Annotated in this window: 1 protein-coding gene and 1 pseudogene; both read right to left on the bottom strand. The window is 63.9% G+C overall.

Annotated features, from left to right (window positions below; translation table 11 throughout):
* A partial coding sequence (locus J5M71_RS28575; protein ID WP_207839032.1) for a DUF3483 domain-containing protein occupies positions 1 to 195 on the bottom strand: 195 nt, incomplete at its 3' end.
* A 2-nt stretch (positions 196 to 197) separates the two neighbouring features.
* Positions 198 to 443 (bottom strand): annotated as a pseudogene (locus J5M71_RS28570) (N-methylproline demethylase); the annotation flags it as partial.

Raw genomic sequence — 443 nt, 5'->3', positions numbered from 1 at the left:
GTACGGGTCACGCGCGACGACGTGGTGCAGATCGACGAAATAGCGCTTCGGAATCGCGAGCAGGTTCGCGAGCCCGAACGCGCCGGGTGTGGTCGCGCGGCCGAGCCGCCAGTACGCCGAGCGTTTCGCGACCGCGAACGCGAGACCCGCGACCGACAGCCACAGCAGCGCGGTAATCAGGATGGCCGGATTCATCGTCAGAAATCCTTCACGAGGCGCAGCGCGTCATAGATCGCGCCGTGGATGTTGTGCATCGAGATGCAATCGCCGACGCGAAACAGCAGGAAGCGGCCGTTGCCGAGCGTCTCGGCAAGGCACGGCTGCGGCTCGGCGGCGAATAGTTTGTGCACGTCGATCTGGCCGCGATTGACCGATTCGGGCTTCAGCTTCCAGTACAGCGCATCATTCGGCGTGATGCCGTTCTCGATCACGACCTGATCGAC

Origin of the sequence: Pseudomonas sp. 43(2021) (genome assembly GCF_017490805.1) — a bacterium.
GTDB lineage: Bacteria > Pseudomonadota > Gammaproteobacteria > Pseudomonadales > Pseudomonadaceae > Aquipseudomonas.
Note: the sequence above shows the minus strand (reverse complement) of the source record. Positions and strands in the feature narration are given on the sequence as shown.